Origin of the sequence: Pseudodesulfovibrio cashew, assembly GCF_009762795.1 — a bacterium.
Lineage (GTDB): Bacteria > Desulfobacterota > Desulfovibrionia > Desulfovibrionales > Desulfovibrionaceae > Pseudodesulfovibrio > Pseudodesulfovibrio cashew.
The window spans coordinates 2297483-2315984 of the sequence record NZ_CP046400.1 but is presented as its reverse complement, the minus strand read 5'-3'; the positions used below and the strand labels follow the sequence as shown (position 1 = coordinate 2315984).

Annotated in this window: 14 protein-coding genes and 1 tRNA gene; 10 read left to right on the top strand and 5 right to left on the bottom strand. The window is 58.7% G+C overall.

Annotation, left to right across the window (positions count from 1 at the left end):
* The first annotated feature begins 29 nt into the window (after window positions 1-29).
* From GM415_RS10325 to GM415_RS10310, 4 genes are all read left to right on the top strand, one after another.
* A complete protein-coding gene (locus GM415_RS10325; RefSeq protein WP_158947864.1) occupies window positions 30-329 on the top strand; it encodes a hypothetical protein in 300 nt (99 codons plus the stop codon).
* 253 nt (window positions 330-582) lie between these two features.
* Complete coding sequence (locus tag GM415_RS10320) at window positions 583-846, top strand: RNA recognition motif domain-containing protein (RefSeq protein ID WP_158947862.1); 264 nt, start codon at window positions 583-585, stop codon at window positions 844-846.
* Window positions 847-937: 91 nt separating this feature from the next.
* Window positions 938-1156, top strand: coding sequence for a translation initiation factor IF-1 (gene infA / locus GM415_RS10315; RefSeq protein ID WP_013513878.1), 219 nt, complete (start codon window positions 938-940; stop codon window positions 1154-1156).
* Window positions 1157-1351: 195 nt separating this feature from the next.
* Window positions 1352-3007, top strand: a complete 1656-nt coding sequence (locus tag GM415_RS10310; protein ID WP_158947860.1) for a DEAD/DEAH box helicase — start codon at window positions 1352-1354, stop codon at window positions 3005-3007.
* A gap of 104 nt (window positions 3008-3111) precedes the next feature.
* Here the strand turns inward: GM415_RS10310 and GM415_RS10305 are convergent, their stop codons facing one another.
* The 3 genes from GM415_RS10305 to GM415_RS10295 all read right to left on the bottom strand — a co-directional run bounded on the left by GM415_RS10305 (window position 3112) and on the right by GM415_RS10295 (window position 7764).
* A complete protein-coding gene (locus tag GM415_RS10305) occupies window positions 3112-4032 on the bottom strand; it encodes a YceI family protein (RefSeq protein ID WP_158947858.1) in 921 nt (306 codons plus the stop codon).
* 536 nt (window positions 4033-4568) lie between these two features.
* Entirely contained in the window at window positions 4569-5870 is a 1302-nt protein-coding gene (locus GM415_RS10300) for a radical SAM/SPASM family putative metalloenzyme maturase (RefSeq protein WP_158947856.1), read from the bottom strand.
* A 175-nt stretch (window positions 5871-6045) separates the two neighbouring features.
* A complete protein-coding gene (locus tag GM415_RS10295; RefSeq protein ID WP_158947854.1) occupies window positions 6046-7764 on the bottom strand; it encodes a methyl-accepting chemotaxis protein in 1719 nt (572 codons plus the stop codon).
* Window positions 7765-7946: 182 nt separating this feature from the next.
* On the opposite strand from GM415_RS10295, the gene GM415_RS10290 reads away from it, so the two are divergent.
* Window positions 7947-10520, top strand: a complete 2574-nt coding sequence (locus GM415_RS10290; RefSeq protein ID WP_158947852.1) for a PAS domain S-box protein — start codon at window positions 7947-7949, stop codon at window positions 10518-10520.
* Window positions 10521-10528: 8 nt separating this feature from the next.
* Here the strand turns inward: GM415_RS10290 and GM415_RS10285 are convergent, their stop codons facing one another.
* Window positions 10529-12769 (bottom strand): response regulator, encoded by a 2241-nt coding sequence (locus GM415_RS10285; protein WP_158947850.1) that lies wholly within the window; start codon window positions 12767-12769, stop codon window positions 10529-10531.
* Between the two features lie 276 nt (window positions 12770-13045).
* On the opposite strand from GM415_RS10285, the gene GM415_RS10280 reads away from it, so the two are divergent.
* The 4 genes from GM415_RS10280 (at window position 13046) to GM415_RS10265 (ending at window position 16568) form a co-directional block, all read left to right on the top strand.
* Window positions 13046-13435, top strand: coding sequence for a hypothetical protein (locus tag GM415_RS10280; protein ID WP_158947848.1), 390 nt, complete (start codon window positions 13046-13048; stop codon window positions 13433-13435).
* Window positions 13436-13530: 95 nt separating this feature from the next.
* Window positions 13531-14583: a magnesium/cobalt transporter CorA gene (gene corA / locus GM415_RS10275; RefSeq protein WP_158947846.1), complete on the top strand. Its 1053-nt coding sequence runs from the start codon at window positions 13531-13533 to the stop codon at window positions 14581-14583.
* 289 nt (window positions 14584-14872) lie between these two features.
* Complete coding sequence (locus GM415_RS10270; RefSeq protein ID WP_158947844.1) at window positions 14873-15505, top strand: nitroreductase family protein; 633 nt, start codon at window positions 14873-14875, stop codon at window positions 15503-15505.
* A gap of 343 nt (window positions 15506-15848) precedes the next feature.
* Window positions 15849-16568: a PEP-CTERM sorting domain-containing protein gene (locus tag GM415_RS10265; RefSeq protein ID WP_158947842.1), complete on the top strand. Its 720-nt coding sequence runs from the start codon at window positions 15849-15851 to the stop codon at window positions 16566-16568.
* Between the two features lie 203 nt (window positions 16569-16771).
* Here GM415_RS10265 and GM415_RS10260 read toward each other — a convergent pair.
* Window positions 16772-16848 (bottom strand) — tRNA-Arg (locus GM415_RS10260).
* Window positions 16849-17059: 211 nt separating this feature from the next.
* Between GM415_RS10260 and GM415_RS10255 the strand changes: the two genes are divergently transcribed.
* On the top strand, window positions 17060-18478 hold the full coding sequence (locus GM415_RS10255) for a Do family serine endopeptidase (RefSeq protein ID WP_158947840.1): 1419 nt from the start codon (window positions 17060-17062) through the stop codon (window positions 18476-18478).
* The last annotated feature ends 24 nt before the right edge of the window (window positions 18479-18502 follow it).

The window sequence follows — 18502 nt, the reverse complement described above, 5'->3', positions numbered from 1 at the left end:
CATACTTCAGACAAACACGGGAGTAAGCCATGGAAAGAAACGATATCGAGCGCATCTTCGAAGCCTTCTTCGAGAAATACAAAAAAACCGAGGGAGACCGCACCGTCTGGTCGGCGGTCTGGACCCACATGACGCCTGAAGGCGTGCTGGAACTGAACATTACCAAGTGTCCGCGCGGCACGGTCCTGAAGGTGTTTGTGAACAAAAAGAAGGTGGCAGAGGTCGAAGGCTTTGACGCCTACTTCGAGACCATGGAAAAAGTGGCCCTCGAACATCCAGGATTGTACGAACCTAACAAGATTTTCAGTGAGATGGAATTTGTACTTTAATGCGCAAAGTAACCCCCATTTTTTCACTTTTCACTTGACGCAAGATATTTCACCGCGTAAGGGCATCTACTAAAGTAGTCGGCGAAGCCCATGGGGGCCAAGCCGGGGTAACACCCGGTGAACGCTGACAATTGGTGGGCAAATAGTAGATTGGTCAGAAGCTCGTTCGCCTCTCGTCTCCTCCTCTTTGTTTCACCGGACGTTGTATCGTCATTCGTTCTATTTCATTACTTTTTTTGGAGTTTTTTACACAATGGCCAAGAACATCTATGTGGGCAATCTGCCCTGGAGTTCCACGGAAGAGGAAGTGCGCGCGGCTTTTGAAGCTTACGGCGAAGTTTACTCCGTCAAACTGATCAACGATCGTGAAACCGGCCGCCCGCGTGGTTTCGGTTTCGTGGAAATGGAAGACCAGGGGGCTCTCGAAGCCATCGAAAACCTGGACGGCTCCGACTTCGGCGGCCGCAACATCAAAGTCAACGAAGCCCGGCCCCGTCCCGAACGCCCGCGCTGGTAGACATTTCGCCCGCCATAGAGTAGGCAGTACTAGCCCGCCCACTGAGGGCGGGCTTTTCCCGTCCCAAAATTAACAAGGATTGACAGAGTATATGGCCAAAGAAGAAGGAATCACTGTTCAGGGCACCGTTGAGGAAGCGCTGCCCAACGCCATGTTCCGCGTGGAGCTGGAAAACGGACACTCCGTGCTTGCACACATCTCCGGCAAGATGCGCAAGTTCCGCATTCGCGTCATGCCCGGCGACACCGTCACCGTCGAACTTTCCCCGTACGATCTCACTCGAGGCAGAATCACCTTCCGCCCCCGGTAGGCTCGCGCCGCCGGCGTCTGGGGGGGAGGCGAGAGCGGGCAACCTCTGATGGGTCGCCCACTGTTCCCTTTCCCTCGGATTCCCTCTCTCTTTCCTCGCCAGAGCCATTTGCCCCGCATCCGCCAAGCGATGCGGCAAAGTCTTCTGTCGTCCTATGCGACGGAAGCGTGATCACCATTTTACCAAGAGCTATTCATGACCACATTCAAGGACCTGGGTCTGTCGGAGCAAACCCTCGCCGCGCTGGAATCCAAGGGATTCACGGCGCCTACGCCCATCCAGGCACGGACCATACCGATGCTGCTCCAAGGCAACATCGACATCGTGGGCCAGGCCCAGACAGGCACCGGCAAGACCGCAGCCTTCGGCCTGCCCATCATCGAATGCGCGGAAGAGCAGGGACAGCGAGTCCAGGCTCTGATCCTGGCCCCCACGCGCGAACTGGCCATCCAGGTGGCCGATGAAATCAACTCTCTCAAGGGGCAAAAGCGCATCCGCGTCCTACCGGTGTACGGAGGCCAGGCCATCCATATGCAGATCAAGGCGCTCAAACGCGGTGCGGACGTGGTGGTCGGCACCCCGGGCCGGATCATGGACCACCTCGAACGCGGCACCCTGCACATCGACAACCTTGATTTCTTCGTCCTCGACGAGGCGGACGAGATGTGCAACATGGGCTTTGTGGACGATGTCCGCGCCATCCTTTCCGAGGCCAACAAGGACCGACGCACCCTGCTCTTTTCCGCCACCATGCCCCGTGAAGTCCTGCGCATCGCCACCGAGTTCATGGGCGACTACGAGACTGTCAAGGTCGAGACCGAGCATAGCGAGACCCCGCTCATCCGCCATATTTTCCACGAAATGGCCGACTCCGACCGATTCGAGGCCCTTTGCCGGGTCATCGACGCCCAGCCCGATTTCTACGGCCTGGTCTTCACCCGCACCAGAGCGGACGCCGACAGGGTGGCCGAGCGCCTCAACGAGCGCGGCTATCCGGCGGAGCCCATCCACGGCGACCTGTCCCAGCCACGGCGCGAGGATATCCTGGGCCGCTTCCGCAGCAGGCGGGCGACCATTCTTGTGGCCACGGACGTGGCCGCACGCGGCATCGACGTGCCGGACCTGACCCACGTGGTCAACTTCGCCCTGCCCCAGGATCCCGCTACCTTCGTGCACCGTACCGGCCGCACCGGACGGGCGGGCAAGGAAGGTGTGGCCATCACCCTGATCGCGCCGGGCGAATTCCGCAAGCTGATGTACATCACCAAATCCACGGGCACGGACATCACCAAGGCCGCGCTTCCGCGCATCCGCGACGTCATCTACTCCAAGAAGAGCAGACTGGTCGCCCGTCTTGAAGCGCTCATGGAAGAAGAGGTACCCGACGCCTACCAGGCCATGGCCCGAGACCTGATGGAGGAAAAGAACCCGGCTGATCTCATCGCGGCCCTGCTCCTGAACACCTTCGGCGACGAACTGGTGGAGTCCAGCTACCGCGAGATCGATGCGGTCTCTCAGGCCAAGCGAGGCCGCGCCGACCTGGTTTGCGCCCTGGGCCGCTCCCACGGCATGCACCCCAAGGCCTTCGTGGACTTCATCACCGATACGGCCAAGGTCAAGCCCTGGCTGGTGCAGCACGTAAAGGTGCTGACCAACAAGACCGTGTTCACGGTCCCGGCCGCCGAGGCGGACACGGTCATCAGCCGCGTAAACTCGCGCGAAGGCCGTCCGCTGGTCACCGTGGACCAGCACAAGAGCAAGCCCCCCTACCGCCGCGACTTTAAAAAATCAGGCGGCCCCAGAGGCGGCAAGCGGCCCTTCAAGAAGCACTACAAGCCGCGCTCGGAATAAGCCTTCCACAGGCATAGCAAATCAAAGGCGGAAGCCCCGAAAGGGAGCTTCCGCCTTTGATTTTCAGGGCGGGGTGGGTAGAACACCTTTTCCGCCGGGATTCCCTAAGCCAACACCAGCCGGAACTCCACGGAGATGAAATCGAAGACCGAATGGTAACCGAGGTGCTTGAAAAAGCGAGATGACCCGTAGATCACACCCCACTGGGTGCGATCGAAATCGACGTTGGCGACCAAGGCAATCCTGTCGTCCTCCAAATTGCGCAGATGGGCCTGGAACGCGATCTCGTTGGAGACGCCTCGCAGGGTCAGCACTCCCTGAACCAGGAAATTCGGCCGTGTGGCCTCGCTGTCCACTGCCGGACAAATCTTGGTTGAGTTGAATTCCGCCTCCGGGAACAACGCGGCGAAGAAAAAATCGTCCGATTTGAGATGATTCTCAAGCACGGGTTGCAGCTCATCCCCCTCCAGGTTGAAATTGCGGATTGAGGCCATATCCAGGGTGAACGAAGCGGATAAATGATCAGACGCCGCGTCCAGCTCGCCGACGGAGACGGTTAGCGATCCGGTATGAGTGGTCTTGGCGTTGCGCCCTGTCCAGCGAAACATGGATTCGTCGGGCAGCAATCTGTAAACTTTGGATTCCAGGACCAACTTCGGATGCGGCGGGACCATCTCGTCCGGAGCGCCCCCCTCCAGGGGCAGGCCCTGTTCTCGCCAGTCCTCAAGCCCGCCAGGATAGACGCCAACCTCGGTGTAACCGGCCCTGAAGAGCTTGTCCGCAGCAGTCTCGCAGTCCAGACAATTTCCCCCTGCACCATAAAAGATGACGGGGGTAGTCTTATCCGGCACCAGTCCGGCCATGGTGTCCTGGAAAACAACCTCGAAGACGCAGGCGTTGACGGAGCCGGGGATGTGGCACACGGCATGATGCTCCGGCACAAGCACATCAATCAGCACCCCCCTTCCGTCCTTGACGAAGGCCAGGACTTCGGCCGCTGAATATTCCCGAATCGCGGACTGCATACGCTCCTCCTTTTGCTGACGGCCCAAGCCTGAAATGGTGAACAGGCCACTATCCTTCACCTTAGCCGACTTTCTTGAAGCAGTGCAACAAGCTGCGGATAAAAAGAGAGAAGGGAAGAGGGAAGGCCTTGTCGCACCCGCCATCGCAGCGGATGCGGTCATGCAGCCGGGCCGGAGCGCGGGAGTGGTGCAGCCGCATGGCAGCGGGGGCGGGGACGCGGAGGCGTAGCAACGCTACGTCGAGGACGGACTCGCACCCGCCAACGCAGCGGATGCGGTCATGCAGCCGGGCCGGAGCGCGGGAGTGGTGCAGCCGCAAGGCGGCGGGGGCGGGGACGCCGGAGGCGTAGCAACGCTACGTCGAGGACGGACTCGCACCCGCCAACGCAGCGGATGCGGTCATACAGCCGGGCCGGAGCGCGGGAGTGGTGCAGCCGCAAGGCGGCGGGGGCGGGGACGCCGGAGGCGTAGCAACGCTACGTCGAGGACGGACTCGCACCCGCCAACGCAGCGGATGCGCCGCTCCCGCGCTCCGGCTAGAGGAGGCAGCGGAGGCCGCCCATACACCAGTGGCAGTGGCCGCAGGGGATATTCAGGCCGTAACAGTCCTGCTGAAAGACGCCCATGGCCCCGGTCACGTCCGAGCAGGGAACCACCGAGCAGTTGGAGCAGTAGGGAAAATCGTAGCGGAGGGCCTCGGTGCGAAAGGCCACGTAGTCTTCACTGTTCCAGATGTCGAGAATGGAATCTTCGGTGACGTTGCCGAAGGTTACGGGGCTGACCTTTTTCAACCCCTTGTCCATGAAGCAGGAGTACTCATGCCAGAGGAAGTAGCAGGGACGCGCATCTCCGGTCGGGGTTATGTGAACCACGCCCTGCTCCATGAAATCGCACTTGCGCTCATGGGTGGCGGCCACAGGGGGCAGCGCCACGTCCATACCGCGCGCCTCGGCCACGCTGCGCGCCTCGGCCAGAAGCGCTTCGAGCCACTGCTGCTCGGCCAGTTTATCCGGCGTGGACCACTCCTCCAGACTGACGATATGAATGGGGATGTCACGCGAGAAGGCCTCCATTCGCCGCTCGTTGACGAAACGCATCAGCCGGAGGTCCTCGTTGGTCTTGCGGAATTTCCAGGAAGTGCCGAAATAGGCGGAGAGATTCATCCCCAGATCTTCGGCCTCCTGCCGCCAGCGCTCGAACTCCAGCATGGATCGATCGGTATTGGGATTGAACAACTCCTGGTCCGCCATGTCCTCGGCATAGGGCAGCATATGCGTGACCAGGCCAAAATCCGCGCCCTGATCGGCCGCCCACTCCAGGGACCGGGGCAGGGCCTCGGCGTTGTCGCGCATGAGCACGAACTCCACGCCGATGGACAGCGGGCGTCCGACCTTGCGCGCAGCGTCCTGCAGATATTCAAAGGCATGCACCGTGTCGCTGATGTCCTCACCGCCGTGAAACACGCCCTCCCGCCCGACCATGTCCACCGACAGGCAGATCTTGTCCAGCCCGGCCCGGACCAGGTCCTCGGCCAGCGCAGGCGTGAGCAGCATGCCGTTGCTCTGGAAGCTGATCAGGGCGTCGGGACGCATGGTCTGCCGCGCCAAGGATATCATTTCAAGCAGGTGCGGGGCCAGAAGCGGCTCGCCGATGCCGTTCAGAATCAACCCATCCAGGTGCGGGAAGGCCGGAGCCAGCGCACGGAACACGTCCATGGACATGCTTTGCTCGCGAATGCACGCGCCATCGGCGTACTTGACGCACATTTCGCAGTTGAGATTGCAGAGAGTCGTGGTCTCCACATAAAGTTTGGAGGGATGGGGCTTGGATGCAATCATGGTCTTCTCCGTGAAACCGAGTTGGTGCGAGGATACTGATATCGGCCTGGATTGCAAGCCGCGATATCGGGCACGACCCTATCCGAATGGAGCCCACCCGACATTGACCTTGATCAAATCCCAAAAAGAAACGGCCCGCCGAAGCGGGCCGTTGCAACAAAGGAGGAGAATGGGTTTAGAACTTTTCGAAATCGTCGTCCGCTTCCATGTCCAGATCCAGCCCGTTGCCGGACGGGGCCTTGGCTATGGCCTGGGGCTTGGCTGCAGGGGCCGCCGATACCGCTGCGGGAGAACTCCGCACCACCTTGGCCCGTGTCGGAGCGGGCCGGGCCGCCCTCATCTCGCCCGTGTCGAAGAACTGCATAGCGTCAAGAGACTGTGCGGCATGGCTGGCAAACTCCTCGGCAGTGGAGGCAAGCTCCTCGGAAGAGGCCGCGTTCTGTTGAATGACGGTGTCGAGTTCCTGGATCGCCTTGTTGATTTCCTCGGCACCGGCATTCTGCTCCATGCTGGCGGAGGATATCTCCTGGACGAGTTCCGCGGTCTTGCGGATATCCGGCACCATCTTGGTCAACATGTTGCCCGCCTCGTCTGCCTTGGCCAGAGTGGCAGTGGAGAGCTCGCCGATCTCCGCCGCGGCCGTGCCGCTACGTTCGGCCAGCTTGCGAACCTCGCTGGCGACGACGGCGAAGCCCTTGCCCGCCTCGCCCGCACGGGCGGCCTCGATGGCCGCGTTCAGAGCCAGCAGGTTGGTCTGCCTGGCGATCTCCTCGATGATGGAAATCTTCTCCGCGATATGCTTGATGGAATCCACGGCCTCCATGACCGTCTCTCCGCCCTTCTGGGCGTCCTGGGAGGTCTGCGTGGCCATCTTCTCGGTTTCACGCGCGTTGTCGGTATTCCGGCTGATCTGGGAAATCATCTCCTCCATGGAGGAGGAAACCTGCTCCACGGATGCGGCCTGCCTGTTGGCACCGTCCGCCAGTGTCTGGGCTGAATTCGTCACTTCGAGGCTGCCGGAAGCCACCTGATCCGCACTGGCCTTGGCCTTGCCCACGATGGCGCCGAGCCGGGAGACCATCTCTCCCAGCGAGGCTGTCAGCAGTCCGGGCTCATCCTTGAATTCGGAGGAGATCCGCACGGTCAGGTCGCCGCCCGCCACCTTGTCGGCCAGGGCCACGCCTTCGTTCAAAGGCTGGACGATGGAGCGGACAATAAGCAGACAGAACGGCAGGACCACCAGGAGAAAGACACCGAAAACCGTGCCGCCTATCCACCAGCTGTACGAGGTGACGATGACGTCGATATCGGATTGAATCGCGGCCTTTTCATCGGCGACGTTATCCAGATAGACACCGGTGCCGATCCACATGTCGGTGCCGGGGATCAACTCCGCGTAACCGAGCTTGTCCTGGTCGCCCTTGCCGGGCTTGGGCCAGACATAGGTCAGGAATCCGCCGCCGTTATGGGCCAACTTGTTCAGTTCCCTGACAAGATACAACCCGTTGGAGTCCTTGGTGTCCTTGAGGTCCTTGCCCTGCGCTGCGGGCTTGGGTGGCAGGGCCACGTTGACCGTCTGATTGTAGACGAAGAAATAGCCGGACTTGTCCTTTTCGAACCAGATGTCCTTGACCATCCGGCGGATCATCTCCACCTTGCCCGCTTCATCCGGGATGTCCTTGATGGCCTCGGAGATGGACACGGCCATGGCGTGCGTGGACACGGAAAGCTTGTTGCGCTCCCCGGCCAGCATGGCGGCGGAAGCCCTTTCGACTCCAACCTCCTCGACCTTGCCCATGCCATTCAGAAAGGAAGCGGCAATGCCTATGGTAAAAAGAATTATGACACCTATCAGAATGATCATTCGGATTCGAATTGATACTTTTCTTAACATACACCCTCCCGGCGAAATCATTTGGTTCTCGCTCATTAGATGCACACAGACTTCGCAACTCCGCAATTATAATAATATATGCACCCCAATTATCACGTGGAAATGACGAAGCCTCAATGCGCCATCTAATAATTGCAACAATCGGTAATCCCGGCTATGAATCCTGCAGTTAAGGTCAACGTATGAACGATGATTCGAAGAGCAAAGCCCAACTCATAGCCGAACTCAAGGAACTGCGTTCCATTTTGGGTAATGGCGTTACGCCGGTCCTTTCCCAAGACACCCCGCATAGGAACACGTATAAACGCCTTCTGGACGACCTGCCGCAGATTGTCTTCGAGGTGGACAAGGATCAACGTCTCGTTTTCGTAAACAGAGAGGCGCTGAAGGTCTTTGGCTATACCCTCGAAGAAATGGAAGCCGGCATGACCATGTCGGAGATATTCCATCCCGACGACTTGAATCGAGCCTTGGAAAACATGCGCGACATACTCAAAGGTGACGGGTATTTCGGCAATGAATACAAAGCGCTCCGAAAAGACGGAAGCATTATTCCCGTCAAGATATACTCCAGGCCCGTCGTGCAGGACGGCGAACCCGTGGGAATCCGCGGCATTCTGGTGGACGTAACCGAAGCCAAGGAGGCGGAGCAGGCCCTTCGCGAGAGCGAAAGGTACCACCGCACCCTGTTCAACAACACGGGAACATCCCTGGTCATTTTCGGTGAGGACAGCATAATCCGAAGCTGCAACGACCGATTCTCTCTTTTGGCGGAACTGCCCAAGGAAGAGATTGAGGGCAAGATGAGGTGGTCCGATTTCGTGGATCCCACCGCGCTGGAGAGGATGACCTCCATCCACAAGGCGCGGACCATGGAGGAAACCGCCCCCATGGACTATGAATTTCCTTTCATGACCTGGACCAAAAAACGACGGACAATACACGTCTTCGTCCAGATAATCCCTGGCACCGCCAACCGGGTCTGCTCTCTCATAGACGTCACTGACCGCAAGCAGGCGGCTGAGGCTCTTCGCGTCAGCGAAGAGCGGTACGAACTGGTGGTGCGCGGCGCCAACGACGGCATCTGGGACTGGAACCTTACGGACGACTCCGTCTACTTCTCCCCCCGGTACAAGGCGATCCTCGGCTATGAAGACCAGGAATTTCCCAATGTGGCCGACTCCTGGAAAAACCACATTCATCCAAATGACCTGGACCATGTCATCAAGGCCAACCTGGAGTGCATTGAAGGCAAGACGGAGCTATTCGAGGTCGAATACCGCATGCGCCACAAGGACGGCTCCTACCGTTGGATTCTGGGGCGGGGAACAGGGATATCCAACGAACAGGGCACGATCTCCCGCCTGGCCGGGACGCATACTGACATCACTGAGAGGAAACTCCGGGAAAGGACCACCAATGCGCGCTATGCCATTTCCAAGGCAATGGGCACAGCCCCGGACCTGAAGCACCTCTACAGCGAGATCCACACGATCCTTGACGAATTCATCCGGGCCGAAAATTTCTTCATTGCCCTGCACGACAAGGAGAGGGACTGTCTTCACTTTCCCTACTTCGTAGATGAACAGGATGAGTTCTACGTCATGCACGACGTCAGTTCCCAGAAAAAGAAATCCCTGGTCCTCCACATCCTCCGCACCGGAGAGCCTCTCTACTTTTCCATGGCCCATCCCGGTTCCCAAAAGCTGGTCGAGGAAATCGGCGTGGTGGGAACCACTCCCGCAGTATGGATGGGCGTCCCCCTGAAGCACAAGGATGAGATCATCGGGGCCATGGCTGTCCAGGACTACCGCGACCCCCTTCACTACCGTGAATCGGACGTGGACCTGCTGGAAGCGGCTTCGGAGCAAGTCGCCCTGGCCATCGAAAGGAAGATCGGCGAAGAGAAACTCACCCGGCTCAACGAGGAATTGGAGAGTAAGGTGGAGGAACGCACCGCAGAACTCAAACGTCGAACCACCGAACTTGAAGCTGCCAACACGCGATTGAAGGAACTGGACAAGATCAAATCCTCCCTGGTTTCCTCCATCTCGCACGAACTGCGGACGCCGCTGACGTCGATCCGAGGCTTTGCCAAACTTTCGAGCAAGGACTTCAGTAAACATTTTCTCCCCCTGTCCCATTCCCCTGACCTGGAAAAGAAGGGAGGACGGCTACTCACCAACCTCGATATCATCGAGTCCGAAGGGGAACGGCTGACCAGGCTCATCAACGACTTTCTGGACATCAACCGCATCGAATCCGGCAAGGCAACCTGGAATGACACCCTGCTCAATCCGACGGAAGTCGTCAGCCAGGCCGCCAAAAGCCTTTCCGGAGCCTTTGCCGCGAAGCCTGCTGTGCGCCTGGAGGTAGAACTCCCGGAACGGATGCCCGCCGTGTACGCCGACCCGGACAAACTGCACCAGGTAGTCGTCAACCTGTTGGGAAATGCCTGCAAGTTCACACACCGGGGAAAGGTCTCCGTTTCCATGGAAGCCGATAGGGATTACGTAAGGATCACGGTGGAGGACACCGGCCAGGGCATTCCCGAGTCATCGTGGGAAGAAATTTTCGAGAAGTTCCATAAACTTGGAAACGGAGATACCGTCGCGCCCCAGGACAAGGGAACCGGGCTGGGCCTGACCATCTGCCGGGAAATCATCACCCACTACGGGGGCACCATATCGGTCTGCTCGGCCGAGGGGGGGGGCAGTTCATTCACATTCACCCTCCCCGTGTCCGACAACGGGTAGCCGCCGAATCACTCCCCGCCTGGAATAACCGTTAGCAGGACGCGCATCAGGGCCTCCTTTTCAAAAGGCTTGGTGAGATACTCGTTGACCCCCGCCTTGCGTGCGCGCTGCTTGTCGTGATCAGCGGCATGGGCGGACAGGGCGATAACCGGAACCGTGGCGTGTCCCCGATGTTCTGGCGAAGTCCTGATTATCCGGGTAGCCTCCAGGCCGTCCATCACCGGCATCTGGATGTCCATGAGAACCACATCCACGGACTGTTCAAGCAGGACCCCCAGAGCCGCGGCGCCGTTTTCAGCGGTCACGACCGTGTGCCCCATCTTATCCAGAAGGCTTCTGGCCATGATCCGATTCACTCGCTCGTCCTCGACCAGCAGTATTCTCAGGGGGGGGGACTCCACGGGGCGCACTCTTACGGGTGCTTCCCCCCCGGGCTTCCGCCCCCGCAGCATCTTGACGGAAAAGAAAACCATGGTGCCCTTGCCGACCGTGCTCTTCAGGACGCATTTCCCGCCCATGAGCGACACCAGATTTTTGACGATGGGCAACCCGAGGCCGGTGCCCTGATACTCACGCGAAAGCGAGCCGTCCACCTGGGTAAAAGCGTCAAAGATATACTCCAGCTTGTCCTCCGGGATCCCGACCCCGGTGTCCTTTATGGCGAAATCGAGCCGTACTATTCCTTCCTTGCCCTCCGCCTCGGCCGAGACTTCGATGGTAATGCTGCCTGTATGGGTGAACTTGATGGCGTTGCCCATCAGGTTGAACATGACCTGGCGCAGCCTCCCGGCATCGCCGAGGTAATAGCCCGACGCACAGGAGTGTATCTCCGTTTCTAGCGATACGCCCTTTTCGGCCACCTGCTGTCGGAACAACCCGGCCACCTGCTCCAGCAACTCCTTGAGGTCAAAAGGCTCCTCCAGCAGTTCAAGCTTGCCCGCTCCGACCTTAATGAAGTCGAGCAGGTCGTTGAGCACGCGGAGCAGGCTACGGGAGGAATCCAGCGCCGTATTCAGATATGAGCGTTGCTCCTCACATACGGCTGCCTCCTTTGCCAGTTGCAGCATGCCCATCACGCCATTGAGAGGCGTGCGCACCTCGTGGCTGATATTTGCCAGAAACTCATCCTTGGCCTTGTTGGCTGCCTCGGCCGCCTCCTTGGCCGCGTGAAGATCCACTTCGCGTTTCTTGAGTAGCACCGACATGGTATCGAAAGATTGCGCCAACTGCCCGATCTCGCCGTCTTCGTAGGGGACGCCGCTGGAGACCCCTTCCTCGCCCCGGCCCAACCGACGGGCGGCCAGGGCCAACCGGTCGATCTTGGCGGCAATAGCCTTCCAACCGAGAAGCCAGGCGAACAACAATGCGCAGCACAACGAAATCACCGCGACCACGGCACCATACAACAGCGACCGGTTGGCCCTGGCCACGATGCTCGCATGATCCAATCCCATGAACATGTACATGTAGGGAGGATCGTCCGGCGTGAGGCGCAACGGCTCGAAAGCCACTATCCGGGGCACGCCTTCCGAGGTCACGGCATTGAGCAGACCAGGCCTGTCCTCACCTTTCGCAGCCTCGAACACCCGCCTGACGATGGGGTCGCCCAGATTGAGCCCTTCGGGCATCGGGTGCCGATACAGGCGCAGGCCCCGATGATCGCACAGTCCGAAAAAGGCGCCCCCGGGATATCGGGATTTGTCATACAGGCCGCCGAACACCTCCAGGTCCACGCCGATAAGCACGACGCCTTCGACCCCGCCATCCTCGTTCAGGACAGGCATGCCAAAAGGAAAGATGGAATTCCCGGTCTGCTTACCGATGACGAACTCGCCGCTGGCGAACCGCTTTGTCCGGACAGCGTCCCTGAACTGCTTCCGATCAGAAAAATTCAACCCCTTGTCCTGGCCCCGCCCCATGGCCACGACCTTGCCTGCCAGGTCCACCAGGATGGCGTTTGTATAGATTGGGTTGGCCTTGAGCAGTGTGCTCAGGATACGTCTGGAACCGACGGGATCTCCGTTACGAATCTCCGGTAGTTCCGAGATGGTGCCAAGAAGAGTCCTGGTGGAGTCCGTGATTCCCCGCTGAACCTCGCTGAACCCATGCAGAAAGATGATGATGTCCTGCTCGGCAAGCCGGACATCGTCATTTCGCTCGTTGACCTGATTGACGAGGAGCACGGCGAAGACCGGCAATGTCGCCAATAAAACGAGAAAAATCAATTTCTTGCGAATGGAACCATGCATGACGTCCAAAAGCAAACCATCCCCCCCTCGGCATGCAACAACTAGGACAAGGGCGCAAATCAGACCCCGGTTTGGATCATACCTGGAACGACACAATTGACAAGTACGATATTTCACAACCGATTGGCAACGCCCACAACCTCTCCTTGAGAAATGCCACAAGCCTTGGTATGTGACGGACGTTTCATGCAATTGTGGCCTCGAACCCATCACTGGCGGTATGCCCCTTCCTCAGGCCCGATTGTCCAACGCAACCAGCAGCCCGGAGAACATACAATGGAGCTCGAACAGTTTATCGCCGAATGGACAGAAGACCCCGCCGAAGTGAAGCCCACCTTCCTCGAATACAAAAACCTCCTGGAATCGCTTGAGGACACCAAGGTCCACTTCATCGCCCGTCCCGGAATCACGTTTTCCCTGCGTGGCGAAAAGACCAGCCAGGACAAGCGCCCGCTCTTCGTCATGGTCGACGTCATCGACGACGATCCGGCAGACCGCTGGCTCTCGGTCTGCTTTTACGGCGAAACCATAACCGACCCGGACGAACTGGGCGACTTCGTGCCCGGCGGCCTGCTCGGCGAGGACGGACACTGCTTCGATGTGGATTCTCCCGACGTGAAGGATTATATCGCCGGCAGGATTCGGGAAGCGCACGCCAATCAATAACGCTTGCAACCGCAGGGAATGTCTATAGACAATTCTCTGCGGTTCGCACTATCGTGGGAAGCATTCCGGAAACCCCAGCAAGGCCGGGTGCCAGCATGTTCGATTTTCTACGATGGATTCATCACAAGCGGGACGTCCCGCCCGGGACCCTGCTCTATGCGGGCGAAGAAAAGAACTTCGTCCCCTTTCTTCGCGTCCACTCCTATGACACGAACAATCTGGACTCGCGCACGGCGGACGCCCTGGACCAAGATTCACTGCCCAGCGGCAGAGTCAACTTCGTTCACGTGGTAGGCGTGCATCACCCGGAAATGATCCGGACCATAGGAACCCAACTAGGCTTTCCGACCCTGGCCCTGGAGGATGTCATGAACATGGGGCAGCGCGCCAAGCTGGCCTGGCTCGACGATGACACCGGTTTCGTGGTCATGAAAAATGTACAGATGGCGGATCACCGCCTGGAAAGCCGGCAGGTGAGCCTGTTCTGGCGCAACGGACTGGTCGTGGTCTTCACGGAAGAGGACGACGGGCTGTTGGACGGCATCCTGGCCCGCCTGGGCAAAGGAAAAGGAAAACTCAGGTCCACGGGCTCGGCCTACCTGGTGGCGGCCATTCTGGATGCCCTTGTGGACCGCCATCTTGCCGCCCTGGGAGAACTGGGAGAACTGTCCGAAAAGCTCGAGGCCTCACTGCTGGAGGAGACAACCGACGACAACCTCGGCCAGCTCTACGAAATCAAGCGGGAGACCATCCTGCTCCGGAATATCCTGATGCCCGTTCAGGACATTTTCAAGGCGCTCCTGCGCGAGGACGCGGAAACGCCCGAGGAGGCGCTGCCCTACCTTCGGGACGTGGCCGAACACAGTGCTCAGTCCGTGGAAGGGACCTTCGCCCTGCACGACATCCTCAAAAGCATGATCGACTACCAGATCTCCATGATCGGCATCCGTACCAACAAGGTCATGCAATTCCTGACCGTCATCGCGACACTCTTCATTCCCCTGACCTTCATCGCAGGGGTCTACGGCATGAATTTCCAGAACATGCCCGAACTACAATGGCGCTACGGCTATTTCCTCGCCCTGGGCCTGATGGGTGCCGTGGGCGTGATCATGCTGGTCTATTTCGTCAGGAAAAAACTGCTTTAGCCTTCATAAGCCGCACCACTCCTGCGACACCCTCCGAAAGGCGAACGAGTTCGTCCAAAGCCTTTTCAGTGATCCATTTTTGGTAAATAGACAATTCACCAAAAGGGTTCTCCCTGCACCGTAAAGGTGTAACATGGACGGAACCGGAAATTCCGCACTTCAACTCAATGATCATCGGTGGGAGTCAATAAGCTCCCCCTTTAACTCGAGCTGGAGGATGGAAGTCCCAGGCAAACGGCACGGCCATGTCAATTCCGGTTCACTGCAACAATCAGCAAGGAGCCATATCATGCCCAAAGACACAAATCTTGGCGTTATGGATGCCATCACCAAACGGCACAGCGTACGCACCTTCACCGAAAAACCAGTTTCGAATGACCAACTCGACGCCCTGTTCCAGGCAGCACGACTGGCCCCGTCCAGCCTCAACTCCCAACCATGGCGCTACAAGGCCGTGCGGGACAAATCGCTGCTTACTGAATTCGGCAAAAAAGAAATCTCACGGACCCAGGCCTGGCTTGCCGGAGCTGGCGCGATCATCGTCTGCTGCGCCGACACCGAAGGCTATGTCCGCGATTCCCAGGCAAGCGCATTCTTCTACAGGGAGAACGACCTGATCAAAGGGGATACCATGAAAGGAATCGACGAATACGTTGAGCGGGAGTCCTCGGCGGCCGAAAGTGCGCGTTTCGGCGCGGCGGCGATGAACGTGGGTATCTCCATCTCCTTCATGATGCTCCGTGCAGTTGAACTGGGGCTCGGAACCTGCTGGGTCGGCATGTTCAACGAACAAAAGATAAAGGATATGCTAGGGCTGCCCCCGGGCCTGCGCATCGTGGGCCTGCTTGCCGTCGGCCACCCCGCTCCAGGTCAACCTACGGAGCACAAGCGCAAACAGCTGGAAGAGTTGGTCCTTACCTAATCGATACCTCAAAATACCAATTCCCGGAGGCCCGCATCAATTGTATTGAGCGGACCTCCGATTCATTTATTCGGCACGAAATTCGATTTTCCCGTTCGCTGGAACCACCCCGCCATTTCGGGCTTCCCGTCTGGCATGCCGCCCCCTGCAACGAAATGGCGGAGCAGGTGTAAAAAATCCCATGAATTTTATTCGCCACAGTCGGGAAACCTTACATTTACGCACCCTCTTGCTAAAGAAACATAAAGAAAATTAAAGGGGCAGTCATTGATACGCTTATTGCTTTAACTTTTAATATTCGCAGGAGGGCAACATAAAATCTCTTAAACTGATGGCACTGAGTTTGATTCTGTTCGCTTTTCCGGCCCTGGCTTCGGCCTCGACATCCACCACCACATCCCTCACTTCATTCGGTGCACTCCCGGGCACCGTCTCAGAAGTGGGAGGCATCGTTCTTGAGCTCAAAGGCCAGAACAACAACCGCGTGGTTGCCCAGCTTTCGGCTTCGTCTCTGTACGTGGGCTATGCCGGTTCCACCCCCCAGACTATCGGTACGCAAACGGGCTTCACCGCCAGCATCCTGAGCTCCCTCGGCGGCGGTCTCTTGGAAGCAGCTGTCCGCGTCACCCTGTGGGATGGCGACACGGCGCCCGGTGACTTTGACGATGGCGACGTCGATCTGTGGCTGAACGGCATCTACATGCAAAACTTCAGCAATGTCCTTACCGAGAGGACTTCCTCCACCGGAACCTCCTTGGGTGCAACGAGTTACGGTTTTAATGATGACGAACTCAGAACCGGCTTTTTCTACAGCAGTGACAACACGTTCCTCAGCAGCTTGTATGCCTCCATGGCTGGCGGCTCCATTGCTTACAGCCTTTTCGACGCTGACACTCCGGGCGACAACTACTATGACTTCACCCAGGGCGTTGATGCCTCTCTCATTGATGTCGGCACCGGCCCCCAGCTCAATCCGTCCGTTCCTGAACCCGGCACTGTCCTTCTTATGGCAATCGGTATGGGCGGCCTGCTGGTATTCCGTCGCAAAAGACATTCTGCTTAGTCCATCAGCTACGCAATATATGAGGGGCGCGCCTGAAATGGCGCGCCCCTCTTCTTTTCGGCACCAATAATTTGTTATCCGAAGGCAAACCAGGATGCCCCTCACCAGCTGTTCACCGTTCCATACCTGGCTTGTTACTCAGGATACCCTGTACAAAAAAAACGGGACGGTTTCTTTTGAAACCGTCCCGTTAAGGAAATTCATGGTGCCCCCAGCGCGATTCGAACACGCGGCACCTGGATTAGGAATCCAGCGCTCTATCCAACTGAGCTATGGGGGCACGGGTGGAATTCACTAGCCGACCAAAGGGAAAAATGCAAGCACTCCTTGATGTGCCTTGGAATGATGACGGGAGCCCGCAGGCAATCACCGGATGCGCATTTTTTTGGTGCAATCGCGTTCACACGGTTTACACGGCAAAAAAAAGTTATATAGTTCATGAACGCGGGTCAGCCCGCATCCTGTTTTCCGCATCCTTTCAAGGAGTCATCATGATTCGCAAAACCCTCAAATTCACCCTTGTCTTATCCCTTGTGCTGTTCCTGCCGGTGTTCGCACAGGCGAACAACCTGCCCGAATTCACTGAACTGGCGGCCACTGCGGGTAAATCCGTGGTCTTCATCTCCACGGAGAAAGTCGCGGACGTGCCGACTCAGACCGAGCAATTCAGGCAGCAGATCCCGGATGGTCATCCGTTCAAGGACTTCTTCGACCGCTTCGACCAGTTTTTCGGCCAGCAGCCCGGCAAACAGCCTCGCAAGCAGCGTGGCCAGGGCTCCGGCTTCGTTATTTCGTCCGACGGGCTGATCGTCACCAACAATCACGTCATCGACGGAGCAGACAAGGTGACCGTCCACTTCCAGGGCGACAACTCCGAGCACCCGGCCAAAATCATCGGCCAGGACAAGGAGACCGACCTGGCCGTGATCAAGATCGACCTCGACAGGCCGCTTCCGGTCCTGAACTTCGGCGACTCTGACGCGATCAAAGTCGGCGAATGGGTCCTGGCCATCGGCAACCCCTACGGACTGGACAATACGGTCACCGCAGGCATCATCTCGGCCAAGTACCGCAACCTGCGCGTAGGCCCGTTCGATAATTTCCTCCAGACCGACGCGTCCATCAACCCGGGCAACTCCGGCGGCCCGCTCCTAAACATGAAGGGCGAGGTCATCGGCATCAACAGCCTGATCAACGCGGCCGGCCAGAACCTCGGCTTCGCGGTGCCGTCCAACCAGGCCAAGGAGATCATCGCCCAGCTCAAGCAGGGCAAGACCTACCAGCGCGGCTGGCTCGGCGTGACCATCCAGCCCGTTGACGAGAACCAGGCCAAGGCCCTTGGCCTTGAAGAGCCCACCGGCGCGCTCATCGCTTCTGTTGGCGAAGGCCAGCCCGCGGCCAAGGCCGGAGTCAAGCAGGGCGACGTGGTCCTCGAAGTCAACGGCATCAAGGTACACGACAGCAATGAACTGCTCCGAAGCATCGCCAACCTGAAGCCCGGCGAAAAGGCCAAGCTGACCCTGTGGCGCAACGGCAAGGAGATCACCCGCACGGTCACCCTCGGCCAGCGCGGCGAAAAGGCCATGGCCTCCATGCAGCCCGTGCCTCCCAAGCAGGCGTCCAACGTGCTCGGCATGTCCGTCAAGCCCATCAGCAAGAAGGAAGCCGCCGCACTGGGACTCGGCTCGGCGCATGGCCTGCTCGTGGTCCAGGTGGACCCCAATGCTGCCGCGTCCGATGAAGGCGTGCGCCAGGGTGACGTCATCGTCCAGGCCAACCAGCAGGACGTGAACACGCCCGCCGAACTGGAGGCCGTGATTCAGCGCGACAAGAAGCGCGGCGCGGTCATGCTGCTCATCAAGCGCCAGGGACAGAACCTCTTCGTGGCCCTGCCGCTCGAAGACCAATAAGCACCATCAACAGGGGGCTCTTCG